The 21,853-nt window shown below is 68.7% G+C and carries 17 protein-coding genes; 9 read left to right on the top strand and 8 right to left on the bottom strand.

Annotated elements, in window-relative coordinates:
• Nucleotides 1–21 precede the first annotated feature (21 nt).
• Nucleotides 22–2,355 (bottom strand): DUF6049 family protein, encoded by a 2,334-nt coding sequence (locus ACVHNB_RS41060; RefSeq protein ID WP_456227136.1) that lies wholly within the window; start codon nucleotides 2,353–2,355, stop codon nucleotides 22–24.
• Nucleotides 2,356–2,576: 221 nt separating this feature from the next.
• On the opposite strand from ACVHNB_RS41060, the gene ACVHNB_RS41055 reads away from it, so the two are divergent.
• On the top strand, nucleotides 2,577–4,049 hold the full coding sequence (locus ACVHNB_RS41055) for a CCA tRNA nucleotidyltransferase (RefSeq protein ID WP_428953585.1): 1,473 nt from the start codon (nucleotides 2,577–2,579) through the stop codon (nucleotides 4,047–4,049).
• A 110-nt stretch (nucleotides 4,050–4,159) separates the two neighbouring features.
• Here ACVHNB_RS41055 and ACVHNB_RS41050 read toward each other — a convergent pair whose 3' ends face one another.
• The 3 genes from ACVHNB_RS41050 to ACVHNB_RS41040 all read right to left on the bottom strand — a co-directional run bounded on the left by ACVHNB_RS41050 (nucleotide 4,160) and on the right by ACVHNB_RS41040 (nucleotide 7,351).
• Complete coding sequence (locus ACVHNB_RS41050; RefSeq protein WP_428953586.1) at nucleotides 4,160–5,431, bottom strand: MFS transporter; 1,272 nt, start codon at nucleotides 5,429–5,431, stop codon at nucleotides 4,160–4,162.
• Between the two features lie 116 nt (nucleotides 5,432–5,547).
• A complete protein-coding gene (locus ACVHNB_RS41045) occupies nucleotides 5,548–6,630 on the bottom strand; it encodes an inositol-3-phosphate synthase (protein WP_428953587.1) in 1,083 nt (360 codons plus the stop codon).
• Between the two features lie 43 nt (nucleotides 6,631–6,673).
• On the bottom strand, nucleotides 6,674–7,351 hold the full coding sequence (locus ACVHNB_RS41040; RefSeq protein WP_428953588.1) for a PadR family transcriptional regulator: 678 nt from the start codon (nucleotides 7,349–7,351) through the stop codon (nucleotides 6,674–6,676).
• A gap of 374 nt (nucleotides 7,352–7,725) precedes the next feature.
• Here ACVHNB_RS41040 and ACVHNB_RS41035 point away from each other — a divergent pair, with 374 nt between their 5' ends.
• Both ACVHNB_RS41035 and ACVHNB_RS41030 read left to right on the top strand, forming a co-directional pair.
• Complete coding sequence (locus ACVHNB_RS41035; RefSeq protein ID WP_428953589.1) at nucleotides 7,726–10,491, top strand: transglycosylase domain-containing protein; 2,766 nt, start codon at nucleotides 7,726–7,728, stop codon at nucleotides 10,489–10,491.
• A gap of 129 nt (nucleotides 10,492–10,620) precedes the next feature.
• Nucleotides 10,621–12,120: a glycosyltransferase family 87 protein gene (locus ACVHNB_RS41030; protein ID WP_428953590.1), complete on the top strand. Its 1,500-nt coding sequence runs from the start codon at nucleotides 10,621–10,623 to the stop codon at nucleotides 12,118–12,120.
• Nucleotides 12,121–12,205: 85 nt separating this feature from the next.
• On the opposite strand, the gene ACVHNB_RS41025 is transcribed toward ACVHNB_RS41030, so the two are convergent.
• The 3 genes from ACVHNB_RS41025 to ACVHNB_RS41015 form a co-directional block, all read right to left on the bottom strand.
• Nucleotides 12,206–13,237 (bottom strand): alanine racemase, encoded by a 1,032-nt coding sequence (locus ACVHNB_RS41025; protein WP_428953591.1) that lies wholly within the window; start codon nucleotides 13,235–13,237, stop codon nucleotides 12,206–12,208.
• Between the two features lie 146 nt (nucleotides 13,238–13,383).
• Nucleotides 13,384–14,505 carry a peptidoglycan bridge formation glycyltransferase FemX gene (gene femX, locus ACVHNB_RS41020; RefSeq protein ID WP_428953592.1) on the bottom strand — a complete coding sequence of 374 codons (1,122 nt, stop codon included), beginning with the start codon at nucleotides 14,503–14,505 and terminating at the stop codon, nucleotides 13,384–13,386.
• A 127-nt stretch (nucleotides 14,506–14,632) separates the two neighbouring features.
• Nucleotides 14,633–14,953, bottom strand: a complete 321-nt coding sequence (locus tag ACVHNB_RS41015) for a hypothetical protein (protein WP_428953593.1) — start codon at nucleotides 14,951–14,953, stop codon at nucleotides 14,633–14,635.
• A gap of 288 nt (nucleotides 14,954–15,241) precedes the next feature.
• On the opposite strand from ACVHNB_RS41015, the gene rpsF reads away from it, so the two are divergent.
• The 4 genes from rpsF (at nucleotide 15,242) to rplI (ending at nucleotide 16,965) form a co-directional block, all read left to right on the top strand.
• Nucleotides 15,242–15,532, top strand: a complete 291-nt coding sequence (rpsF, locus tag ACVHNB_RS41010) for a 30S ribosomal protein S6 (RefSeq protein ID WP_006604399.1) — start codon at nucleotides 15,242–15,244, stop codon at nucleotides 15,530–15,532.
• 74 nt (nucleotides 15,533–15,606) lie between these two features.
• A complete protein-coding gene (locus tag ACVHNB_RS41005; protein ID WP_428953594.1) occupies nucleotides 15,607–16,206 on the top strand; it encodes a single-stranded DNA-binding protein in 600 nt (199 codons plus the stop codon).
• Between the two features lie 57 nt (nucleotides 16,207–16,263).
• Entirely contained in the window at nucleotides 16,264–16,500 is a 237-nt protein-coding gene (gene rpsR, locus ACVHNB_RS41000) for a 30S ribosomal protein S18 (protein WP_003949403.1), read from the top strand.
• A gap of 18 nt (nucleotides 16,501–16,518) precedes the next feature.
• Nucleotides 16,519–16,965: a 50S ribosomal protein L9 gene (rplI, locus tag ACVHNB_RS40995; RefSeq protein ID WP_428953595.1), complete on the top strand. Its 447-nt coding sequence runs from the start codon at nucleotides 16,519–16,521 to the stop codon at nucleotides 16,963–16,965.
• 127 nt (nucleotides 16,966–17,092) lie between these two features.
• Here rplI and ACVHNB_RS40990 read toward each other — a convergent pair whose 3' ends face one another.
• On the bottom strand, nucleotides 17,093–18,430 hold the full coding sequence (locus ACVHNB_RS40990; RefSeq protein WP_456227135.1) for an MATE family efflux transporter: 1,338 nt from the start codon (nucleotides 18,428–18,430) through the stop codon (nucleotides 17,093–17,095).
• A 459-nt stretch (nucleotides 18,431–18,889) separates the two neighbouring features.
• On the opposite strand from ACVHNB_RS40990, the gene dnaB reads away from it, so the two are divergent.
• Nucleotides 18,890–20,368 carry a replicative DNA helicase gene (gene dnaB / locus ACVHNB_RS40985; RefSeq protein WP_428953597.1) on the top strand — a complete coding sequence of 493 codons (1,479 nt, stop codon included), beginning with the start codon at nucleotides 18,890–18,892 and terminating at the stop codon, nucleotides 20,366–20,368.
• A gap of 94 nt (nucleotides 20,369–20,462) precedes the next feature.
• Nucleotides 20,463–21,842, top strand: a complete 1,380-nt coding sequence (locus tag ACVHNB_RS40980) for a serine hydrolase domain-containing protein (RefSeq protein ID WP_456227134.1) — start codon at nucleotides 20,463–20,465, stop codon at nucleotides 21,840–21,842.
• The last annotated feature ends 11 nt before the right edge of the window (nucleotides 21,843–21,853 follow it).

Here is a 21,853-nt window from a genome sequence, read left to right as displayed (position 1 = left end):
GCCCACCGGCCACGACATCGCTCAACGGTCCACTCTCTCACCCGTGTCCGACGGGGCCGCGCTTTCCGAAGCGGTGTCAGCCATCGGGTCACTCGGCTGCTGCGGAACGTCGGCCCGTGCGGTGGGAGCCGATTCACCCTCCGGGGTGTCCTGCGCCGCCGCGGCGTCGTCCTGCGGGCCGTCCTCCTGCTGCTGGGCGGCCGTGGTGCGCTTGCGATGGGTGTACATCCGGAACCCGGCCAGGACCAGCAGCAGGACGCCGCCACCGATGACGAGCATCACGGTCGGCGTGATCTCGGTGGCGTCCACCTTGAAGGCGATTTCCTTGCCGTACGGCTGGTTGTCCTCGGTGTACAGCTGGGCGTACACGGTGACCGGGCCCGTGGCCTTGGCCGTGGTGGTGAACTTCACGGACTGGCTGTGCCCGCTGGCGATCTTCACCGTCTTGTCCTCGAAGGTACCGCCGCCGATCTTGAGGCGGGTGCCGTTGTCCGACCTGAGGCGCAGGACCAGGTGGTCGACGTCCTGCCACAGGTTGTTCTGCACGGACACCGGGATGGTCGCGCTGCGCCCCGAGAGCCGCACTCCGGACTTCTCGATCAGGGCGACCTGATTGGTGAGGTCGGAGAGATACGACGCGACGCCGTCGCGGAACGTCTCGGAGGGCCCGCTCCTGGTCCGCCACGAGGTGGACATCTCCCGGTCCATCGCGCGGCCGAACGGTGTCACCACTCGGGACCGGTCGGTGAGGACGACCTTGAAGTTCTCCAGGTCGCTCTGGGTGTTCTGGATCTGCTCGAACGCGTCACCCGACAGTTCCTGCTTGCGCAGGGACGACGGGTAGGCCCGGGAGGACGGGACACGCGTGGTCGCGTCCGGATCGGGCTTCGCCTTGGCTGCCGCCGACAGGCTCTGGGACTGCGACCAGGTACCGCTCTGCAGGATGCCCAGTGCCGTCGCCATGGCCTGGGCCTGGTTCGTGGTGGGCATCCGCTGCGGGGCCATGACGACGCTGCGCTGCCTGTCCGTCTGCTGGTTGAGCATCAGGCTCTGGGCGAGGAACTCCTGGACGGCGAGCGTGGAGTTCTCCGCGTGCGCCAGATCGCCCTGGAACGCGGTCGACAGCCGGGCGTCGGCGACCACGGCCGTGGCACCGCCGCCGATCGGACGCGCGGCGGACGGCGTGTACGCCAGGGCGTTGCCCTCCCGGAAGCTGTCGCTGCGCGCGATGATCTTGTCGGCTCCCGCGGACGTGGCGACCTTGACGATGTCCGGGTCGACGGCGCCCTCGGCGGGCCACGCGTAGGACGTGTCCGCCTTCACATGGAGGATCGTGTCCACGGTCGACACGGCGGCGTCCGTGGCGTCCTTGAGGTGGCCGAGCGACCCGGCGACCTTGGTGCCGCTGTGCGCGAGGGACGCCAGATCCGGATCGGCGAACGGCAGCGTGACCACCTTCTGGCCCTGCACGGCCGTCTGCAGCTCGCTCAGCCACTCCTTGGCGATCGCCTGGTCCTTGCCGGACGTGAACTTCCCGTCGGCACCCTTGATCTTGTAGGCCTCCGTCATCGCGTCGACCGAGGCCAGCAGGTCGGGATCGATCACCCAGGTGACGTCGAGGTCCCTGCCGAGCGTCAGCATCTGCTGGAGGCGGCCGCCGGGGCGGATCTGCTGGGCCAGGCTGTCGTCGTTGAAGACCGGGGTCTGCTGCTCGTCCGTGCCCGTCTCGGCGGTGAGATGCGTGTCGGAGATCAACGGCCACAGAGCCGTCGTCCTCGTCTTGGTGTCCGCTGCGCCGGGCTGCCAGGGCAGGAAGGTCCGCTGGATGCCGAGCGTCTGCGCGTACGGCTGGGCGGCGGTCTGGCCCATGAGGGCGACGCTGATCTGGTAGACGCCGTCCGCGCCGAGGTGCAGTGCCTTCGCCGGAACGGACAGGGTGAAGTCCTGCGTCGCGCCGGGCGCCAGCTTCGCGATCTTCTCGGCGTACTTGCCCGCGACCTCCGTGCCGTCCGGGGAGCCGCCGGTGCCCCTCTTCGCGGCGTCGTCGATCGCCGAGCGTCCGGTGTAGGAGGTGCCGACCCGCAGCCCTACGTGGGCGTCGGTGACGGCCTGCCGGCCGTCGTTGGTGACCTTGCCGCGGACCGTGATCGTGTCCCGTTCCGTCGGCGCACCGGGCGAGAGACTGTTCACGGCCACGTCGACCGTCTTCGTACCGGTCGCGGCGGAAGCCTTCGCAGGAGTGGCCGCCGACGCGGGGACGGCGCCGGGCAGCAGGGGCAGCGCGGCCAGGAGCGGCGTCGCGGCGAGCAGAGCGCCGGTGCGCCGCAGCAGGCGACGGGCAGGTGAGGGACTCATCCCTGGGAAGTCTGCCGCCTCGGCCACGCGCTCGTCCGTTCCTCGTCGTCGTCAGTGGTCGCAGATGTGTCCACGCATGGTAACGAGGAGCGCTGTGGCTGAGTGCCACGGTCCGCTCCACAAGATCGTGGAGCCAGGGTAGGGGGCCGCTTTCCCGCTCGTGCGGCGGCCCCGGCAAACGGTTCGGTCCGGGTGCCCGGGGCCACGTACCCTGTCCTGTTGTGCCGAACGCCAATGAAGACAACGCCAGTGCCCTGAGCGAGGTGCAGCGCCGCGCGGTCAGCGAGCTGCTGCGGGTCTCGCCTGTCGCAGACGACCTCGCCCGCCGCTTCCAGGAGGCCGGGTTCTCCCTCGCCCTGGTCGGAGGGTCGGTCCGGGACGCACTGCTCGGTCGGCTCGGCAACGACCTGGACTTCACCACCGACGCCCGCCCCGAGGACGTTCTGAAGATCGTCCGTCCGTGGGCCGATGCGGTGTGGGAGGTCGGGATCGCGTTCGGCACGGTCGGCTGTCAGAAGGACGCCCGCGTCGACGGCGTGGACCAGAGCTTCCAGGTCGAGGTCACGACGTACCGCTCGGAGGCGTACGACCGCACGTCGCGCAAGCCCGAGGTGTCGTACGGCAGCTCCATCGGCGAGGACCTCGTCCGCCGCGACTTCACGGTGAACGCGATGGCCGTGGCGCTCCCTGAGAAGGAGTTCATCGATCCGCACGGTGGCCTGGAGGATCTGGCCGCGCGCGTCCTGCGGACGCCGGGCACGCCCGAGGACTCCTTCTCGGACGACCCGCTGCGGATGATGCGGGCCGCCCGGTTCGCCGCTCAGCTCGACTTCGAGGTGGCACCCGAGGTCGTCGCCGCGATGAAGGCCATGGCCGGCCGCATCGAGATCGTCTCCGCCGAGCGCGTCCGGGACGAGCTGAACAAGCTGATCCTCTCGGCACACCCGCGCAAGGGTCTCACCCTGCTCGTCGACACGGGCCTGGCCGACCATGTCCTGCCCGAGCTGCCCGCGCTGCGTCTGGAGCGGGACGAGCACCACCGGCACAAGGACGTCTACGACCACACGCTGATCGTCCTCGAGCAGGCGATGGCGCTGGAGACCGACGGCCCGGACCTGACGCTGCGCCTCGCGGCGCTGCTGCACGACATCGGCAAGCCGCGCACCCGCCGCTTCGAGGATGACGGCCGTGTCTCCTTCCACCACCATGAAGTGGTCGGCGCGAAGATGACGAAGAAGCGCATGACCGCTCTCAAGTACTCCAACGAGCTGGTGAAGGACGTCTCGCGCCTCGTCGAGCTGCACCTGCGCTTCCACGGGTACGGCACCGGGGAGTGGACGGACTCGGCCGTACGTCGCTACGTGCGGGACGCGGGCCCGCTCCTGGAGCGGCTGCACAAGCTGACCCGCTCCGACTGCACGACGCGCAACAAGCGCAAGGCGAACTCCCTGTCGCGCGCCTACGACGGCCTCGAGGAGCGCATCGCACGGCTTCAGGAGCAGGAAGAGCTGGACTCGATCCGGCCGTCCCTCGACGGTAACCAGATCATGGAGATCCTGGGTGTGGGGCCGGGCCCGGTGATCGGCCAGGCGTACAAGTTCCTGCTGGAGCTGCGTCTGGAGAACGGGCCGATGGAGCATGACGCGGCGGTGGCCGCCCTCAAGGAATGGTGGGCCGGGCGCTCTCAGGACTGAGACGTCGGCAACGCCGCGGGGCTCTGTTTCACGTGAAACAGAGCCCCGCGACATGTCCGGGACGGTGCGTTGTTTCACGTGAAACAACGCAGCCGTGATGAGTGTCCGGGTCAGGCCATGCCCTTCACCCGCGTACGGAAGCGGGTGATGACGAGCGCGACCGCGCCGTAGAGCACCGCGACAAGCACCACCAGGGGGATGGAACGGCCGTCGGGCGGCAGCATCAGAGCCGCAACTCCGGCCGCGCCGACGAACGACATGTTGAACAGCACGTCGTAGACGGAGAAGATCCGGCCGCGGAATCCGTCGTCCACCGAGGACTGCACGATCGTGTCCGTGGCGATCTTCGCGCCCTGCGTGGTGAGCCCCAGGACGAAGGCGGCGACCATCGTGGGGCCGGGTTCGAAGGGGAGCCCCAGGGCGAGTTCCAGGACGGCAGCCGCACCGGCGCAGACCGCGATCCAGCCGCCTGCTCCGAAGCGGCCCGCGGCGGCCGGCGTGATGACGGCCGCGACGAAGAACCCCGCCCCCGAGACGCCCATCGCGAGCCCCAGCAGGGCCAGGCCGTCGGACTCCGTGGACGACCATGCGTACCGGCACAGCATGAGCACCATGACGAGCAGGGCGCCGTAGCAGAACCGCATCACCGTGATGGCGGCCAGAGCGCGTGCTGCGCGGCGTCGGGACGTGAGGTGGCGTACTCCGGCCAGGAGATCCCGAGCGGTGCCGGCCAGGGCGGCTCCGAGTCGCGGTGGCACCAACTCCTTGTCCGGCCCGAGAAGTCGTACGTCCATGCGGAGAGAGGCCAGCGCGGCGCAGAGATAGAGAAGCGCCGCGAGCAGGACGACGGCCGCGTCCGTATGTGAGGCGACCAGCCGCACGGCGAAGGCGAGACCGCCGCCCAGGGTGGCGGCGAGTGTTCCGGCCGTCGGTGAGAGCGCGTTGGCCATCACGAGGCGGTCGGCGTCGACGACGCGCGGGAGCGCGGCCGAGAGCCCGGCGAGGACGAAGCGGTTCACCGCGGTGACGCAGAGGGCGGATGCGTAGAAGAGCCAGTCCGGTGCTCGGCTCAGCATGAGAGCGGCGGTGGCGGAGGCCAGCAACACCCGCAGGAGGTTGCCGTAGAGGAAGACCTGGCGTCGGCTCCAGCGGTCCAGCAGCACGCCCGCGAACGGGCCCACCAGGGAGTACGGCAGCAGCAGAACGGCCATCGCCGAGGCGATCGCGGCGGGCGATGTCTGCTTCTCGGGGGAGAAGACGACGTACGTGGCGAGCGCGACCTGGTACACGCCGTCCGCGCCCTGGGAGAGGAGGCGGAGCGCGAGCAGGCGCCGGAAGTCGCGAAGGCGCAGCAGGACGCGCAGGTCACGGACGACAGCCATGGGGCACACCTTCACATATGCGGGAGGCCCCCGGTCGCACGGCCTGTGCGATCCGGGGGCCTCAGCAGCCCACAGGAGGGGGGTGTTTCACGTGAAACACACCCTCATGGGGAAGGTCAGCGCTCGACCTCGCCCTTGATGAACTTCTCGACGTTCTCGTAGGCCTCGTCGTCGAAGTACTGCACCGGCGGGGACTTCATGAAGTACGAGGAGGCGGAGAGGATCGGGCCGCCGATGCCGCGGTCCTTGGCGATCTTCGCGGCGCGCAGGGCGTCGATGATGACACCCGCGGAGTTCGGGGAGTCCCAGACCTCGAGCTTGTACTCGAGGTTCAGCGGAACCTCACCGAAGGCGCGGCCCTCGAGGCGGACGTACGCCCACTTGCGGTCGTCGAGCCACGCGACGTAGTCGGACGGGCCGATGTGGACGTTCTTCTCGCCCAGCTCACGGTCGCGGATCTGCGAGGTGACGGCCTGCGTCTTCGAGATCTTCTTCGACTCGAGGCGGTCGCGCTCCAGCATGTTCTTGAAGTCCATGTTGCCGCCGACGTTGAGCTGCATGGTGCGCTCAAGACGGACACCGCGGTCCTCGAACAGCTTCGCCATCACGCGGTGCGTGATGGTCGCGCCGACCTGCGACTTGATGTCGTCGCCGACGATCGGGACGCCCGCCTCGGTGAACTTGTCCGCCCACTCCTTGGTGCCGGCGATGAAGACCGGAAGGGCGTTGACGAAGGCGACCTTGGCGTCGATGGCGCACTGGGCGTAGAACTTCGCCGCGTCCTCGGAACCGACGGGCAGGTAGCAGACGAGGACGTCGACCTGCTTGTCCTTGAGGATCTGGACGACGTCGACCGGGGCCTCGTCGGACTCCTCGATCGTCTCGCGGTAGTACTTGCCCAGACCGTCGAGCGTGTGGCCACGCTGGACCTGGACGCCCGAGTTCGGGACGTCGCAGATCTTGATGGTGTTGTTCTCCGAGGCGCCGATGGCGTCCGCGAGGTCGAGGCCGACCTTCTTCGCGTCGACGTCGAACGCCGCGACGAACTCGACGTCGCCGACGTGGTAGTCGCCGAACTGGACGTGCATGAGGCCGGGGACCTTGGTCTCCGGGTCAGCGTCCTTGTAGAACTCGACGCCCTGCACCAGCGAGGCGGCGCAGTTGCCCACGCCGACGATGGCTACGCGAACCGAACCCATTCCGGTTGCTCCCTGTGTGTACTGGTGAAGTCCTGAGCGGACTTCACGTGGCGGTGTCGTCGGACGGATCCGGCCGGGTGCTGTCCCGGTGCCGGGGCAGGCCGCCCGTCTCTCCAGATGTGTCCTGCTGAGCTGCGTCCCCCGGGCCGGACCGTCGCTGGTCGCGGCCCGCGCGCTCGCTCTCGATGAGCTCGTTCAGCCAGCGCACTTCGCGCTCCACGGACTCCATGCCGTGTCGCTGCAGCTCGAGCGTGTAGTCGTCCAGGCGCTCCCGGGTGCGGGCGAAGGAGAGGCGCATCTTTTCGAGTCGCTCCTCCAGCCGGCTGCGACGCCCTTCGAGGACGCGCATGCGCACGTCGCGCGACGTCTGCCCGAAAAAGGCGAAACGCGCGGCGAAGTGCTCGTCCTCGTAGGCATCGGGGCCGGTCTGCGAGAGCAGATCCTCGAAGTGCTCCTTACCTTCCGCCGTCAACCGATAGACGATCTTGGCGCGACGCCCTGCGAGTGGAGCAGAGGCATCGGCGGAACCAGCACCCGATTCCTCGATCAACCAGCCGCTCGCGACCAGCGTCTTGAGGCAGGGGTACAGCGTTCCGTAGCTGAAGGCGCGGAAGACCCCCAGCGACGTATTGAGTCGTTTGCGCAGCTCATAGCCGTGCATCGGGGACTCGCGGAGCAGTCCGAGTACGGCGAACTCGAGGATGCCGGAGCGCCGGCTCATCGTCGCCTCCTCACTGTCGCGGGCCCATGTATCGACTCTTTATGTCGTGCTGATGTATCGACTCGATACATCAGCACGATAGAACGACCCTGCGACTGCGACAAGAGGGATCACGGTGAACGGCGTCACATCACCGATTCGTAGGAAGCAACTTGCCTGATTTGGGGTGAACTTCGGCCCTCGGTGGGTTTTGACGGTGCGTAGTCTGTCCGCCATGCAGACCACCGGGAACCAAGTGACGCCTGGGGGCGTCGTCGTCCCGGGTGCAGTACGGGTGAGTCCCGTCAGGGGCGTGTCCGTACTTCGGGGGGACCGGAAAACCGACGCCGTTTCCAGGCGCGCGAGGCCGCGCCTGCCCGAGGAGTAGTCGTTCGATGAGCGAGCACCGTCGCAAACCGCCGCAGCCGCAGGGCGGCGGGCGCGCCGCGGCCCGTCGCGGAGCGTCAGGAGCACCGTCGGGCCGCCGTGCGGCACCGCGCGGCAGCACCGGGTCGCCCTCCGGTTCCTACGACCCCCCGAGTTCCTCGGGCTCGTACGGCGGGCAGGAAGAGGACCGTCCCTGGGGCGGCCGGGCGGAAGCCCGCCGCGCGGCCCAGCGCGGCAGCGGAGGAAGGCGCAGAGCGCCCGACGGCGGTGGCGCCGGACGCGGCGGCGCCGGCGGAGGCGGCCGCCGCGGTGGCGGCGGGCCGGGCGGGCCGAACGGGCCCGGACGCGGCAGGGGCCGCGGCCCGGAGAAGAAGCGGGCGATCGACTACCCGCGCGCCAACAAGTACGGCTGGCGCCGCTGGGTGCCCTCCTGGCGGCTCGTGACCGGCGCGGGCGTCGGGCTCATCGGCAGCATGATGCTGGCGGCGGGCATCGCCTACGCGATGGTGGGCGTGCCCAAGACGGCCGACACGGCCACGGCACAGAACAACGTCTACTACTGGTCCAACGGCAAGCAGATGATCGCCACCGGTGGCGAGACCAACCGGCAGATCATCAAGTACGCGGACATCCCGAAGTCCATGCGCTACGCCGTCATGTCGGCGGAGAACAAGACGTTCGAGACCGACAAGGGCGTCGACCCGATGGGCATCGCCCGTGCCGTGTTCAACATGGCGAAGGGCGGCCAGACCCAGGGCGGCTCGACGATCACTCAGCAGTACGTGAAGAACGCGATGCTGGACGACCAGTCGCAGACGGTCTCCCGAAAGTTCAAGGAACTCCTCGTCTCCATAAAGGTCGGCCGCACGGTCAACAAGGACGACGTCATGGCCGGGTACCTGAACTCGGCGTACTACGGACGAGGCGCCTACGGCATCCAGGCCGCCGCCCGTGCCTACTTCGGCAAGGACGCCTCGGAGCTCGAACCGAACCAGACCGCTGTCCTCGCGGCCGTGCTGAAGGGCGCCACGTACTACGACCCGGCCGGCTCCCCCGAGATCGACCCGGTGAACGCCACCAAGGAGAAGAACACCGAGCGGGCCACGGCGCGCTGGAACTGGATCCTGGACGAAGAGGTCAAGGACGGCCGTCTGCCCGCCGCGGAGCGGAAGGGGTACACCGAGTTCCCGAAGCTGCAGAACCCGCGCTCCAACGCCCAGCTCGGTGGCCAGATCGGCTATCTCGTCGACCTCGCCAAGGCGTACGTGATCAACAACAGCGACGGGAAGATCACCGCCAACGACCTGCAGCGGGGCGGCTACGAGATCCACACCACCTTCGACCAGAAGAAGGTGAACCAGCTCGAAGCCGCGGTCAAGAAGGTCCGCAAGGAGAACCTCAACGAGAAGCGCAAGGTCAACGGGAAGTACGTCGACAAGTACGTCCAGTTCGGCGGTGCTTCCGTGAGCCCCAAGGACGGCGCCATCGAGGCCATCTACGGCGGTGAGGACGCGACCAAGCACTTCACCAACAACGCCGACGTGACCGGTGCCCAGGTCGGCTCCACCTTCAAGCCCTTCGTCCTGGCCGCGGCCTTCCAGTGGGGCGTCAAGGACCCCGACGGGCCGGAGGAGCAGGACGATTCCCAGCGCACCATCGTCTCGCCGAAGAGCCTCTACAGCGGCAAGAACGGGCTCAAGATCAAGCAGTACAACGGCGACATCTGGATGAACGAGAAGGGCAAGCAGTGGAACCAGACGAACGACGGTAAGCAGTCGTACAACCCGCCCAGCTACCAGATCGACCTGCGCGAGGCGATGCGCGAATCCGTGAACTCGGCTTATGTGCAGCTGGGCATGGACGTGGGCCTGAACAAGGTGAAGGAAGCCGCGCAGAAGGCCGGCATCCTGGACACCAGCTTCGCCAGCGCCAACTACCCGTCGTTCTCCCTCGGTACCTCCTCCCCCAGCGCGATCCGCATGGCCGGCGCCTACGGGACCTTCGCGAGCAGCGGTCAGCAGAACGACCCGTACTCGGTGAAGTCCGTCGAGCACGAGGGCACGAACGCCTGGACGCACAAGACAAAGCCCACGCGGGCCTTCGACTCCGAGGTGGCCGACAACGTCACCGACGTCCTCAAGACCGTCGTCGACAAGGGCACCGGTACGGCGGCCAAGCTGCCGGGCCGCGACGTGGCCGGCAAGACCGGTACCACCGACGGCAACAAGTCCGCCTGGTTCGTGGGCTACACCAAGCAGCTGTCCACGGCGATCACCATGTACCGGATGGACGACGACGAGAAGGCCAAGGACCGCAAGTTCCTGGAGATGTACGGAACGGGTGGCCAGGAGAAGATCCACGGCGCCTCGTTCCCGTCGGAGATCTGGCACGACTACATGTCCAAGGCCATGGCGGGTCAGCCGAACGAGCCGTTCCCGACCCCCGAGCCCATCGGCAAGGTCGTCGGCGCGACGCCGAGCCCCACGCCGACGCCGTCGATCTCGACGCCTCCGTCCTCGTCCGCTCCGGCCAGCCCGTCGCCGAGCGAGTCCTCGCCCGATCCGTCGCCGTCGACCAGCGAGACCTGCAACAAGTGGGAGGACTGGACGTGCGGCACCGACGGTGGCACGACTGACGGCGGAACGACCGATGGTGGTACCGCTGACGGCGGTACGACGGACGGCGGGACAACCGATGGCGGAGCGTCGTCGGATCCGTCGGAGGGGACCACCAGAGGCAATCAGAACGGCGGGTTCCTGGGAGGCGGTGGCTGACAGACGCCACAGCCACGCAGCGTGTTTCACGTGAAACACTGCGTGTTCCACGGCCGACGAGGGCCGCCGCACCGATCGGGTGCGGCGGCCCTCGCCCCGTTCTCAGCCGGGTACGGCAGGATGTGCGGCATGCCCAGTGCAGAGACGACGCATGTGAGCCGACCGGAGCCGGAGCCGGTACCGCCGACCAGGGAGGACGAGGTCGCGGCAGCAGGCAGCGAGCTCATCGGCGGCCCCCTCGGGCGACGGGCGCTGCTCGGCCGCTCCTGGTGGACCCCGGTCCGTGTCATCGCGCTCGTGATGATCGGTATGTTCGCGCTCGGCATGGTGCAGAAGTTCCCCTGCTACGACGGCGCGTGGTTCTACGGAGCGAGCTCCCAGTACACGCACGCGTGCTACTCGGACATTCCGCACCTGTACCAGGGGCGTGGTTTCGCCGACGGCCTCGTGCCGTACTTCGACAAGCTCCCCGGCGACATGGACTACCTCGAATACCCGGTCCTCACCGGTGTGTTCATGGAGGTCGCCGCGTGGCTGACGCCGGGCAGCGGCACCATCCAGCACCAGGAGCAGGTGTACTGGATGGTCAACGCCGGGATGCTGATGATCTGCGCGGTGGTCATCGCCGCCTGCGTCACCCGCACTCACCGCAGGCGGCCCTGGGACGGCCTCCTGGTGGCTCTGGCGCCCGCGTTCGCGCTGACGGCCACCATCAACTGGGATCTCTTCGCAGTGGCCCTCACAGCGGCCGCGATGCTGATGTGGTCCCGCGGCCGCGCTCTCGCCTTCGGCGTGCTGCTCGGGCTCGCGACCGCCGCCAAGCTCTATCCCGTGCTGCTGCTCGGCCCGTTGTTCGTGCTGTGCTGGCGGGCCGGGAAGTGGCGGGACTTCGGTGTCGCCGCGCTCGGCGCGGCCGGCTCGTGGCTCGTCGTGAACCTGCCGGTGATGATCCTGGCGCCCGAGGGCTGGTCGAAGTTCTACACGTTCAGCCAGGAACGCGGCGTCGACTTCGGCTCCTTCTGGCTGATCATCTCCCAGCACATGGACACGCCGCTCAACACCGACGTCGTCAACACCCTGGCCACGGCCCTGATGGTGCTGGCCTGCCTCGGTGTCGCGGCCCTCACGATGACCGCACCGCGGCGGCCGCGCTTCGCGCAGCTGGCCTTCCTGGTGGTCGCCGCCTTCATCCTCACCAACAAGGTCTACTCGCCGCAGTACGTCCTGTGGCTCATCCCGCTCGCCGCTCTGGCGCGGCCGAAGTGGCGGGACTTCCTGATCTGGCAGGCGTGCGAGGTCGCGTACTTCCTGGGGATCTGGCTGTACCTCGCGTACACGACCAGCGGTGACAAGCATCAGGGGCTGCCGACCGACGGCTATCAACTGGCCATCGGGGCCCACCTCGTGGGCACGCTGTACCTGTGTGCCGTCATCCTGCGCGACATCTGGATGCCCGAGCGGGACGTGGTGCGCCGCTCCGGTGAGGACGACCCGTCAGGCGGCGTGCTGGACGGCGCGGAGGACGTCTTCGTGCTCGGTTACGCGGCCCATCCCCCGCGGCACGCGGTCCACCCCGGCGAACAGCCGCCCCCGGTGAACTGGGGCAAGGATCAGGGAAGTTCACTCTGAGCGAACGGAGTGAAGGGAACAAGAACGAGGCCGGGCACCTTGACGGTGCCCGGCCTCGTCTTCGTACGACGTCGACAGATGCCGGCTAGCGGTCCACGAGCCGGTCGAACTGCGTGGTGGTGTGCCGCAGGTGGGCCACCAGTTCCTCGCCGACCTTCGGCTCGGCGGCGTCCGAGGGCACGAAGAGGATCGACACCTGCATGTGCGGCGGCTCGGCGAACCAGCGCTGCTTGCCCGACCAGACGTAGGGCGCGAGGTTCCGGTTCACCGTCGCGAGGCCGGCGCGGGCGACGCCCTTGGCGCGCGGCATGACGCCGTGCAGCGCCTTCGGGGCCTCCAGGCCCACGCCGTGCGACGTACCGCCCGCCACGACCACCAGCCAGCCGTCCGAGGCCGCCTTCTGCTGGCGGTAGCCGAAGCGGTCGCCCTTCGCGACGCGCGTGACGTCCAGGACGGAACCGCGGTACTCGGTGGCCTCGTGGTCGCCCAGCCACAGGCGCGTGCCGATGCGCGCGCGGAAGCGGGTCTGCGGGAACTGCTGCTGCAGGCGCGCCAGTTCCTCGGCCTTGAGGTGGCTCACGAACATGGTGTGCAGCGGCAGCCGGGCCGCGCGCAGCCGGTCCATCCAGCCGATGACCTCCTCGACGGCGTCCGAGCCGTCGGTGCGGTCGAGCGGCAGGTGGATCGCGAAGCCCTCCAGACGGACGTCCTGGATGGCGTGCGAGAGCTGGGGCAGGTCCTGCTCGGTCACCCCGTGCCGCTTCATCGAGGACATGACCTCGATGACGACGCGGGCGCCGACGAGGCCGTGCACGCCGTCGACGGAGGAGACGGAGCGGATCACACGGTCGGGCAGCGGAACCGGTTCTTCGCCGCGCCGGAACGGGGTCAGGACCAGCAGATCACCGCTGAACCAGTCCTTGATCCGGGCGGCTTCGTACGTGGTCCCGACGGCGAGGATGTCGGAGCCGAGGCGGGTGGCCTCCTCCGCGAGCCGTTCGTGACCGAAGCCGTAACCGTTGCCCTTGCAGACGGGGACGAGCCCCGGAAACTGCTCGAGCACGTGCTTGTGGTGTGCCCGCCAGCGCGCGGTGTCGACGTAGAGCGTGAGCGCCATGGCCGGTCCCGGAACCTTTCTCGTGGCTGCGGTGTATCAGAGGTATGGAGAAACTTTGGAGCTACGTGAATTGTGCCGGGTCCGCGGAGAAAGCGGAGCAGGGTGTGCCGGGACGGGCCCCTGGGGGCTCCGTGCCCGGTTCCCGGTCAGCGCCTGGACATGTAGATGTCGAGCGCCTTGTGGAGCAGCTTGTTGAGCGGGAAGTCCCACTCGCCGAGGTACTCGGCGGCCTCGCCACCCGTGCCGACCTTGAACTGGATCAGGCCGAAGAGGTGGTCGGTCTCGTCCAGCGAGTCGCTGATGCCGCGCAGGTCGTAGACGGTGGCGCCGAGCGCGTAGGAGTCACGCAGCATCCGCCACTGCATCGCGTTCGAGGGCCGGACCTCGCGGCCGATGTTGTCGGAGGCGCCGTAGGAGTACCAGACGTGCCCGCCGACGACGAGCATCGTCGCCGCCGAGAGGTTCACACCGTTGTGGCGGGCGAAGTACAGCCGCATGCGGTTGGGGTCCTCGGAGTTGAGGGCCGTCCACATGCGCTGGAAGTACGAGAGCGGGCGCGGGCGGAAGTGGTCGCGCACGGCCGTGATCTCGTACAGGCGCTGCCACTCGGCGAGGTCCTGGTAGCCGCCCTGGACGACCTCGACGCCGGCCTTCTCGGCCTTCTTGATGTTGCGGCGCCACAGCTGGTTGAAGTTCTTGTGGACCTCTTCCAGGGAGCGGTTCGCGAGCGGCACCTGGAAGACGTAGCGCGGCTGTACGTCGCCGAAGCCGGCGCCGCCGTCCTCGCCCTGCTGCCAGCCCATGCGGCGCAGCTTGTCGGCCACCTCGAAGGCGCGCGGCTCGATGAAGTCCGCCTCGATGTCGCGCAGGCGCTTCACGTCCGGGTCCTGGATGCCCTTCTTGATCGAAGCGGCTTCCCAGCGCCGGATGATGACCGGCGGGCCCATCTTCACGGAGAAGGCGCCCTGCTGCTTCAGGTGCGCGAGCATCGGACGCAGCCAGTCGTCGAGGTTGGGCGCGTACCAGTTGATGACCGGGCCCTCGGGGAGGTACGCGAGATACCGCTTGATCTTGGGCAGCTGGCGGTACAGCACGAGGCCCGCGCCGACCATCTCGCCGGTGCGGTCGTCGAACCAGCCCATGTTCTCGGAGCGCCACTCCGCCTTCACATCAGCCCAGGCCGGGACCTGCATGTGGCTCGCCGAGGGCAGGCTCTGGATGTATGCCAGATGCTGCTCTCGGCTGATGGTCCTCAGGGTCAGGCTCATTCGGGGCGCTCCTCGGGCTGGTGTGTCCCCATGGGTACAGGGGCTCCGGCTCTCGCGCGAAGCCTACTGCGCCCTGTGAGCGCCCCGACTGGCCGTACCGGAGTCGGCCGCCGCGGAGGTGCTGACCTCAGCCGATGACGCCGCCGAAGAGACCTCCGTGGGCCATGCCGATGAAGAAGCCGACGGCCGAGGCTCCCAGGCCGAGGATCAGGCCGAAGCGCTCCCGGGTCGTCTCCGAGACGAACTGGCCGTAGGCCCCGGTCAGGATGCCGACGAGGCCCGTCCACGAGCTGAGGAGATGAAGGCCCGTCCAGAGGGAGGAGATGATCGCGATCGCGCCCAGTACCGCGGTCACCGCGAGCAGGGTGTCGGGAAGGGGATGGGACTTTCCGTCCGAGGCCAAGAGAGAGCCGGCCGTCGTGCTGTTCGGTCGCATTGCTTGTGCCATGAGGCACCTCCTGCGGAAGACGGCGCATCGTAGCGCCATACACACCCGATGTGTACAGATTGCGGTGGTCCGCTGTCGGATTTCAACCGGAAGCCGGGGTGCGGGTAGTCTGTACCGTCTGCATTGGTGTCTGCCCATGTCCCGACGAGGGACTGGTACCCGCTGATCCACCCGGCGCTCCTTCGTGGGGCCCGATTGTCAGTGGCGGCCGATACCGTTGCTCACGCATAACAACCCTCCTGCCACGGAACGACCGTGGCCGCTGAGTCCAAAGGAGGTGGGTTCCACATGCGTCACTACGAGGTGATGGTCATCCTCGACCCCGATCTCGAGGAGCGTGCTGTCTCCCCGCTGATCGAGAACTTCCTCTCCGTCGTCCGTGAGGGCAACGGAAAGGTCGAGAAGGTCGACACCTGGGGCCGTCGTCGTCTCTCGTACGAGATCAAGAAGAAGCCTGAGGGCATCTACTCGGTCATCGACCTGCAGGCCGAGCCTGCGGTCGTCAAGGAGCTCGACCGCCAGATGAACCTGAACGAGTCGGTCCTCCGGACCAAGGTCCTCCGTCCCGAGACCCACTGAACTTCCTAGTTCAGCAGTCATCGGGATTCGAGTAGCAGCAAGCAGTCCGCAGCAAACCCGCCGAGAGGTACCCCATGGCAGGCGAGACCGTCATCACGGTCGTCGGCAATCTTGTCGACGACCCCGAGCTGCGCTTCACCCCCTCCGGTGCGGCGGTCGCGAAGTTCCGTGTCGCGTCCACTCCCCGCACCTTCGACCGGCAGACCAATGAGTGGAAGGACGGCGAGAGCCTGTTCCTGACCTGCTCGGTCTGGCGTCAGGCGGCGGAGAACGTCGCGGAGTCGCTCCAGCGAGGCATGCGCGTCATCGTGCAGGGCCGGCTGAAGCAGCGGTCCTACGAGGACCGTGAGGGCGTCAAGCGCACGGTCTACGAGCTGGACGTCGAGGAAGTCGGCGCCAGCCTGCGCAGTGCCACGGCCAAGGTCACCAAGACCAGCGGTCGCGGTGGCCAGGGCGGTGGCTTCGGTGGCGGCGGTGGCGGCCAGCAGGGCGGCGGCTGGGGCGGTGGCTCCGGCGGCGGTCAGCAGCAGGGTGGCGGCGGTGCTCCCGCCGACGACCCCTGGGCGACCGGTGCGCCGGCCGGCGGCGGCCAGCAGCAGGGCGGCGGCGGTGGCGGCTGGGGCGGAAGCTCCGGCGGCTCCGGCGGCGGCTACTCGGACGAGCCCCCCTTCTAAGCCCTCGGGCCGAAGGTGGGCCGTACCCCCACTTCTTGATCACACAGGAGATACACCATGGCGAAGCCGCCTGTGCGCAAGCCGAAGAAGAAGGTCTGCGCTTTCTGCAAGGACAAGGTCACGTACGTGGACTACAAGGACACGAACATGCTGCGGAAGTTCATTTCCGACCGCGGCAAGATCCGTGCCCGCCGCGTGACCGGCAACTGCACGCAGCACCAGCGTGACGTCGCCACGGCCGTGAAGAACAGCCGTGAGATGGCGCTGCTGCCCTACACGTCCACCGCGCGATAAGGGAAGGGTGACCGAACAATGAAGATCATCCTGACCCACGAGGTCTCTGGCCTCGGCACCGCCGGCGACGTCGTCGACGTCAAGGACGGGTACGCCCGCAACTACCTGGTCCCGCGTGGTTTCGCGATCCGCTGGACCAAGGGTGGCGAGCAGGACGTGGCGCAGATCCGCCGCGCCCGCAAGATCCACGAGATCGCCACGATCGAGCAGGCCAACGAGATCAAGGCCAAGCTCGAGGCCGTGAAGGTCCGTCTGGCCGTCCGCTCCGGCGACGCCGGTCGTCTCTTCGGTTCCGTCACCCCGGCCGACGTCGCTTCGGCGATCGAGGCTGCCGGTGGTCCGAAGATCGACAAGCGCCGCGTCGAGCTGGGCTCGCCGATCAAGACGCTGGGCGCCCACGAGACGTCCGTGCGTCTGCACCCCGAGGTTGCCGCCAAGGTCAACGTCGAGGTCGTCGCTGCCTGAGCACTGCCCTTGAGCAGAGCTTGAAGCACATGTGGGGCCGCACCCTTCGGGGTGCGGCCCCACACGCTTGTGGTCGTGTTCCACGGCTGCGCCGTGTCACGGTTTCACGTGAAACGGCGCTCCTCGGTCAGCGCGTCGCGCCGGTGACGGCCCAGCGGCCGGAGCGATAGCGGACCCAGAGTGTTGCCATGCGTACCGCCATCATCAGCGTCATCGCTCCCCACAGAGCGGTGAGCCCGCCGCCGAGGGCCGGTACCAACAGCGCCGCCGGGGTGAAGATCGCCAGGGTGATCAGCATGGCCCAGGCCAGGTAGGGCCCGTCGCCCGCGCCCATGAGGACGCCGTCGAGTACGTACACGATGCCGCAGATGGGCTGGGCCAGCGCCACGACGATCAGCGCGGGCAGGGCCGCGTCCTGGACGACGGAGTCGCTCGTGAACAGGGGGACGAACAGCGGGCGCGCGGCGACGACCAGGACACCGAGAACCACTCCCGCGGCGATACCCCACTGCACCATGCGCCGGCAGACGTCGCGCGCGCCCTCGGCGTCGTCGGCGCCGAGGTAACGGCCGATGATGGCCTGCCCGGCGATGGCGATGGCGTCGAGCGCGAAGGCCAGCAGGCTCCACAGCGACAGGATGATCTGGTGCGCGGCCACGTCCGCGTCGCCGAGCCTGGCCGCGACCGCCGTGGCGATCATCAGGACCGCGCGCAGCGAGAGCGTACGGACGAGCAGGGGCACGCCGGCCTGGGCGCAGGCCCGGATACCGGCGGCGTCCGGACGCAGGGACGCACCGTGGCGTCGGGCTCCCCGGACGACCACGATCAGATAGACGGCGGCCATGCCCAGCTGGGCGATGACGGTGCCCCAGGCGGAACCGGCGATGCCGAGGTCGGCGCCGTAGACGAGTCCGAGGTTGAGCGCGGCGTTGGCGACGAAGCCGGCGATGGCCACGTACAGCGGGGTCTTCGTGTTCTGGAGGCCGCGCAGCACGCCGGTGGCGGCCAGCACCACGAGCATGGCGGGGATGCCGAGTGCGGAGATGCGCAGATACGTGACCGCGTACGGTGCGGCTGTGTCCGAGGCTCCGAAGAGTCCGACCAGGACCGGGGCCGTGGGCAGGACGATCGCGATGACGGCGGCGCCCAGGAGGACGGCGAGCCAGATGCCGTCCATGCCCTGCTGGATCGCGGCCCGCAGATCGCCCGAGCCGACGCGGCGGGCGACGGCGGCCGTGGTCGCGTAGGCGAGGAAGACGAAGATGCTGACCGCGGTCGTGAGGAGGGCCGAGGCGACGGCGAGTCCGGCGAGTTGGGACGTGCCGAGATGACCGACGATGGCGCTGTCGGCCATGAGGAAGAGAGGCTCTGCGACGAGCGCGCCGAAGGCGGGGACGGCGAGGGCGACGATCTCTCGGTCGTGTCGACGCCGGGCGGTTCTGGACGTCGCGGGAGCCTGTGTCATGAGCACCAATCTAATCTTCCACAGGTAAGAGATGCAATTGCTTTGCGACCCTTACTTGCGGAGGGCTTCCGCGTGTCGTCGGGCGGGGCTCGTGGAGATCTTGGGCCGACCGGGAAAGTTTTTCTTCTGCACAGCCGGTGGACGGGGTATGCGCAGGTCAGGGCGTATCTGGGGAAGTGTCTGAGGGCTTGTTCACAGGCCTGTCCACCGGGTCGTGCACAGGTTTTCCCCGGTTCTCCACAGCGAGAGGGCCGTCGTCCACAGCGCCTGTGGATAACCAGATTGGCTGACGGTGCCCGCAGGCCTAACGTGGTGCGGCGCCCACCGTGTCCTCCGGCCTCGGAAACCTTGTGAAACCGACGCGTCAGAACCGGAATCGGGCCGCTGATTTGTCAGTGTCGTGTCGTAGGAATGAGAGGCACGGCGAGGTCCGCTCGGCGGACGGGAGGAGGTGGCCCGGTGAGTATCTCCGAGCCCTTGGACGACCCCTGGGCCGACAGCGGTCCCAGTGACCGTCTGCCCCCTTCCCGGCAGAACCGCAACGGCGGCCGCGGCAAGGGCGATCAGCACGAGCGCGGCCGGGACGACGGGGGCTGGGACGACGGTCCGGCCACCTTCGAGCGCGTACCGCCGCAGGATCTGGACGCCGAGCAGTCGGTTCTCGGCGGCATGCTGCTGTCGAAGGACGCGATCGCCGACGTCGTCGAGGTCCTCAAGGGCGCCGACTTCTACAAGCCCGCTCACGAAACGATCTTCCAGGCGATCCTCGACGTCTACGCCAAGGGCGAGCCGGCCGACCCGATCACCATCGCCGCCGAGCTGACCAAGCGTGGCGAGATCAACAAGGTCGGTGGCGCATCGTATCTGCACACCCTCGTCCAGACGGTCCCGACCGCGGCGAACGCGGAGTACTACGCGGAGATCGTCCACGAGCGGGCGGTGCTGCGGCGCCTCGTCGAGGCGGGCACGCGCATCACGCAGATGGGATACGCGGCAGACGACGACGTCGACGAGATCGTCAACAGAGCGCAGGCCGAGATCTACGCCGTCACCGAGCAGCGCACCAGTGAGGACTACCTCCCGCTCGGCGACATCATGGAGGGCGCGCTCGACGAGATCGAGGCGATCGGCTCGCGCAGCGGCGAGATGACCGGTGTGCCGACCGGCTTCACCGACTTCGACTCGCTGACCAACGGTCTGCACCCGGGCCAGATGATCGTCATCGCGGCCCGTCCCGCCATGGGTAAGTCCACGCTGGCGCTGGACTTCGCGCGGGCGGCGTCGATCAAGAACAACCTGCCCAGCGTGATCTTCTCCCTCGAAATGGGGCGCAACGAGATCGCGATGCGTCTGCTGTCGGCCGAGGCGCGGGTGGCTCTGCACCACATGCGGTCCGGAACGATGACGGACGAGGACTGGACACGGCTCGCGCGCCGGATGCCCGAGGTCTCGGCCGCGCCGCTCTACATCGACGACTCCCCGAACCTGTCGATGATGGAGATCCGCGCGAAGTGCCGCCGGCTCAAGCAGCGCAACGACATCAAGCTCGTCATCATCGACTACCTGCAGCTGATGCAGGCCGGTGGGTCGAAGCGTTCCGAGAGCCGCCAGCAGGAGGTCTCGGACATGTCCCGAAACCTCAAGCTGCTGGCCAAGGAGCTGGAGGTCCCGGTGATCGCGCTCTCGCAGCTGAACCGTGGCCCCGAGCAGCGCACGGACAAGAAGCCGATGGTGTCCGACCTGCGTGAGTCCGGCTCCATCGAGCAGGACGCCGACATGGTCATCCTGCTCCACCGCGAGGACGCCTACGAGAAGGAGTCACCGCGCGCGGGCGAGGCCGACATCATCGTCGGCAAGCACCGTAACGGTCCCACGGCCACGATCACGGTCGCCTTCCAGGGCCACTACTCGCGCTTCGTGGACATGGCGCAGACCTGATCGGGGGCTCGCCTCGAGGACGGCGAGCGGCCCGGTGATCAGCCTCCGGTGAAATCGGCTCGACGCTGACCGGTGCCCGGGGTGGACTGGGCGCATGACGACATCTCCAGAGCTGTTGCCCACCACACGTCGCGCCCTCCTGCACCGCATCGCCGTCGCGCAGAGCGAGGGGCGCGCACCGTCCCTCGTTGCCGCGGTCGCCCGCGACGGGGAGCTCGTGTGGACCGGTTCGCGCACCTCGGTGGACGGGCACGGGCCGGACGAGAACGTGCAGTACCGGATCGGTTCGATCACGAAGACCTTCACCGCCGTGCTCGTACTGCGGTTGCGTGACGAGGGGCTGATCGACCTGGGTGATCCGCTGGAGAAGCACCTCCCCGGGACCGGAGCGGGGGAGGTCACGATCGCCGAACTCCTCGCGCACACCGCCGGGTTGGCGGCCGAGACGCCCGGCGCATGGTGGGAGCGCTCGCCCGCCACGCTCCGCCCGACTCTTGCGGACGTCCTCGGTGAGCAGCCGTTCCGGCATCCGGTCGGCCGCCGCCACCACTACTCCAACCCGGGCTATACGCTTCTGGGCTCGCTGGTCGAGGCGGTGCGCGGCGTCACCTGGGAGGAGGCCCTGCGCGGCGAGATCCTCGAGCCGTTGGGCCTGAGCCGCACCAGCGTCGAGCCCCAGGCGCCGCACGCCGGGGGCTGGGCCGTGCACCCGTACGCCGATGTGATGCTGCCCGAACCCAGCGAGGATCTCGGCCTGATGGCGGCCGCGGGTCAACTGTGGTCCACCACGCGGGACTTGACCGTCTTCGCGGCCTTCCTCGCCGGGGGTGACGACCGCGTGCTGAGCGCGGATTCGGTACGGGAGATGCGGACGCCGGCGGCGCCGGTCCTGCCCGGCGACTGGGAGGCCTCGTACGGGCTCGGCCTGCAGGTGCTGCGCCGGGACGGGCGGACGCTGGCGGGGCACGGCGGGTCGCTGCCCGGGTTCGTGGCGGGGCTGTGGCTGAGCGAGGAGGACGGGCTGGCTGCCGTCGCTCTGGCCAACTGCACGTCGGGGGTGCCCGTCTCCGCGGTGGCCGCCGACCTGCTGAAGATCGTTGCCGAGGCGGAGCCGCGGATCCCCGCGCCGTGGCGGCCGCTCACCGAAGTCGACTCGGCCGTCTTGGAGTTGGCAGGGCCCTGGTACTGGGGAACCCAGGTCGTGGCGCTGCGTCTGACGGCCGATGGCGGGGTGGACCTCGGTCCGGCGACCGGTGGCGGTCGGCGCTCCCGGTTCCGGGCGAACGGCGACGGCACCTGGACCGGCCTCGACGGCTACTACGCGGGGGAGTTGCTCCAGGCGGTGCGGCGGGCCGACGGCACGGTGAGCCACCTGGACCTCGGGTCGTTCGTCTTCGCGCGGGAGCCCTACGCCTCGGACGCGCCGGTGCCGGGCGGGGTGGACCCGGAGGGGTGGCGCGGGATTCCGCAGTAGGCGAGGGCATC

It is taken from the genome of Streptomyces sp. YJ-C3 (assembly GCF_053891275.1).
This window is presented reverse-complemented; position numbering and strand designations above follow the sequence as displayed.